General features: G+C 73.9%; 2 protein-coding genes. Both read right to left on the bottom strand.

Annotation, left to right across the window (positions count from 1 at the left end; all coding sequences use genetic code 11):
• Positions 1 to 306: 306 nt before the first annotated feature.
• Positions 307 to 2,613 carry a HelD family protein gene (locus tag ACWGIU_RS33065; RefSeq protein WP_453711797.1) on the bottom strand — a complete coding sequence of 769 codons (2,307 nt, stop codon included), beginning with the start codon at positions 2,611 to 2,613 and terminating at the stop codon, positions 307 to 309.
• Positions 2,614 to 2,728: 115 nt separating this feature from the next.
• Positions 2,729 to 3,289 (bottom strand): CGNR zinc finger domain-containing protein, encoded by a 561-nt coding sequence (locus tag ACWGIU_RS33060; protein WP_453711796.1) that lies wholly within the window; start codon positions 3,287 to 3,289, stop codon positions 2,729 to 2,731.
• Positions 3,290 to 3,484 lie beyond the last annotated feature (195 nt).

Raw genomic sequence — 3,484 nt, 5'->3', positions numbered from 1 at the left:
GACCTGGTGATTCCTACGTTTACGACACCGACCCGCCATGCTCGCCTCGCGGCAAGTGGTCGCTCTGAGCGACGAAGGTTGGGCCCGGGGGCTTGGATCGAGTCGGTGCCGTACCCAGGCTAACAAAGGATCGCCGAAAGTGATCCCCCTGCTCGCACCCGTATCCGAGACCACGCTCCTGGCCGCGGACCATCCGGCCCTACGAGGCTTCGCGCGGGCCGGGACCCCGGCGATGAACCGCCACCGCCGGGCCGGTCCCGCCGGAGAACGCCTCAGGGCCGCCCGCCGGGGATCACGGGACAGCCCCTACGGCAGCAGCAGCTCCGGCACGCCGTCGGCGTCCGGCTTGTCCCGTTCCGCCGAGACCACCGTCAGCTGCTGCGTCGCACGCGTCAGCGCCACGTACAGGACCCGCAGGCCCGCCGGGGACTCGTCCGCGATCTCCGCGGGGGAGACCACCACCGTGGCGTCGTACTCCAGGCCCTTGGCCTCCAGGCTGCCCAGCGCCACCGCCCGCTCGCCGAGGTCCGCGAGCCAGCCCGCGGCCTCCGCGCGCCGGTCCATCGCCACGACCACGCCGACGGTGCCGTCCACCTGCTCCAGCAGCCGCAGGGTCTCCTCCCGGACCGCCGTGCCGAGATCACCCGCGGCGGCCGTGAAGCGGGGCTCCAGGCCCGTGGAGCGCACCGCCGACGGCGGCTCCATTCCGGGCATCGCCAGGCGCAGCACGCGGGAGGCGACCTCGGCGACCTCGGCCGGGTTGCGGTAGTTGACCGTCAGGGTGAACCGCCGGCGCGGGCGGCTGCCCAGGGCCTCGTCCCGGGCCGCGGCCGCCTCCTCCGGGTCCGTCCAGGAGGACTGCGCCGGGTCGCCGACCACCGTCCAGGTGCCGTGCCGGCCCCGGCGGCCCACCATCCGCCACTGCATCGGCGTCAGGTCCTGGGCCTCGTCGACGATGACGTGCGCGTACTCGGTGCGCTCCGCCGCGAGCCGCTCGGCCCGCTCCCACTGGGTCTCCTCGCGGGTCGGCATCAGCTCCTCCAGCCCGCTGAGCTGGTCCAGCGGGTCCATCTCCCGTCTGCGCCTGGGCCGTGCGGGGGCGCCCAGCAGCAGTTGGAGCTCGTCCAGCAGCGCCACGTCGTGCACCGACAGGGGGCCCTTGCCGTCCGGGCCCACCCGGCGCAGCGAGCGGGCCAGCTGGCGGGTCTCGCGCGGGTTGAGGTCCCGCCGTGACCAGCGGCCCAGGTGGCGCTCGTCGGCCAGTGCGGCGAGCACGGCGCGCGGGGTCAGCTCGGGCCACCAGGCGTCGAGGAAGCCGATGAAGGCATCCTCGGTGGAGATGTCCTCGTCGAAGGCGGAGCGCAGTTCGGCGGCCAGCTCCGGGTCGCTGTGCCGGCCGGCACCGCCCGACTTCGCGTAGAGGGCGTCGAGCAGCAGCTTGCGGGCGCGCGGGCGCAGCAGGTTGACCGGGGCGGTGCCGCTGAGCACGTTCTGCCGGATCCGGTTCAGTTCGCCGGACTCCAGCTCGTGGCGGCGGCCGAAGGCCACCACGCGCAGCCGGTCGGGGGCGCCACCGAGCTCCAGCGCGCCCCGTACGGCCTTGCGAAGCACCTTGAGCATCCGGGAGGAGCCCTTGATGCGGGCCACGGCCGGGGAGTCGTAGGTGGTCGCCTCCGCGCCGTCGACGAGCGAGCCGAGGGCTCGGATCGCCACCTGGCCCTCCTCGCCGAGCGAGGGCAGCACGCCTTCGGTGTACGCGACGAGCAGCGGGGTCGGCGACACGATCAGGATGCCGCCGGAGTAGCGGCGCCGGTCCTGGTAGAGCAGGTAGGCGGCGCGGTGCAGGGCGACGGCGGTCTTGCCGGTGCCGGGGCCGCCCGCGACCTCGGCCACGGAGGCGGCGGGGGCCCGGATGACCAGGTCCTGCTCGGCCTGGATGGAGGAGACGATGTCGCGCATCGAGTGCGTGCGGGCCCGCCCGAGGGCGGCCATCAGGGCGCCGTCGCCGATGGCGGGGAGCTCCCGGCCGTCCAGGAAGGCGGTGACCTCCGGGCGCATCAGGTCGTCCTCGACGCCCAGCACCTTGCGGCCCTTGGAGCGGATGACGCGGCGCCGCACGACCCGGCCGGGCTCCTTGGGCGTGGAGCGGTAGAACGGCGCGGCGGCCGGCGCGCGCCAGTCGATGACCAGCGGCGCGTAGTCGGAGTCCAGGACTCCGATGCGGCCGATGTGCAGCGTCTCGGCGATGTCGGCGGTGAGGTCCCCGCGGATCGCGTCGTCGGCGGGCTCGACGGAGGTGTACGCGCCGTCCGGGCCGCGCTCCCCGTCCTTGCCGAGCACCAGGTCGACGCGGCCGAAGAGAAAGTCCTCGAACTCGTTGTTCAACCGGTTCAGGTGGATGCCCGCCCGGAAGACCTGCGCGTCGCGCTCGGCGAGTGCGCCGGGCGTACCCACCTGGCCGCGCTTGGCGGCGTCGTTCATGAGGAACTCGGCCTCGTGGATCTTCTCCTCAAGGCGTCGGTACACCCGGTCGAGATGCGTCTGCTCGACCGCGATCTCCCGATCGCGGACGGAATCCGCCGTGCTGTCGACAGCGGCATTCTGCGCGGCCACCAAGGCCCCCTTCTGACGTGCATGGGCGACCGTCAAAGGTACGCGAATCGGCCCCCTGTCCGCACGCCCGTTCCGGAACCGGTCTCGCAGCGTGGTACGCCCGGCACCAGGACCCTTACCTGGACCCGGCCGCCAGGACCCGGCGGCGGTGCCGGGCGACGCGCTCGCGGTTCCCGCAGCGCTCGCTGGAGCACCACCGGCGCCGGTGGCCGCGGGATGTGTCCAGGTAGACACGGGTGCAGCCGTCGCCGGCGCAGGCCCGCAGCAGGGCCCGGTCGCCGGGATCGGTCAGCAGCTCGACGGCGTCCCGGGCGACGGCCGCGAGCAGCGCGCCGCACTCCACGCCGCCGCACAACTCCCGTACGAGGTGGCCCTCCTGGTCCCGTACGGCACACAGACCCGGGGGTGGTCCGGCGGCCAGCGCGTTGACCCGGGCGAGGGCGTTCTCGTCCGGGTCGGTACCGAGCAGCTCCGCCCGTACGAGCGTTTCCACGTCGGAGCGCAGGGACCGAAAGGCCGCGGCCCAGTCGGGCCCCACCCGGGCGAGTGGCGTCCGGTCGGGGACCAGGCCGGCGCCGGCGAGCCACAGCCGCAGCTCGTCACCGTCCGGGATCCCCTCGTGCGGGGTGAAGGTGGCCACCAGGTCCAGACAGACCCGCCCGGTATCGAACCGCATGCCGTCAGCCTCCCGTCGTGGGGGTGCCGTACCAGATTGCCGCCCGGCGGGTCACAGCGGAAGCCCCCGAACCGGTGGGTCCGCACTACCCGCCTGCGCGGAGCACCTTCTGCGCTACGCGCACCCCCGGCCATCTGTGGCCTTGCTGCCGAATGCGGCTGCTGCCGGCAATTTCAGCCTCGCCGGCGTTTGAGG

This window comes from Streptomyces sp. NPDC054840, from assembly GCF_053611065.1.
This window is presented reverse-complemented; position numbering and strand designations above follow the sequence as displayed.

Bases quoted from the DNA above. Each gene is read 5' to 3' on its own strand.
- ACWGIU_RS33060 (WP_453711796.1), bottom strand. From the start codon at position 3,289: ATGCGGTTCGATACCGGGCGGGTCTGTCTGGACCTGGTGGCCACCTTC.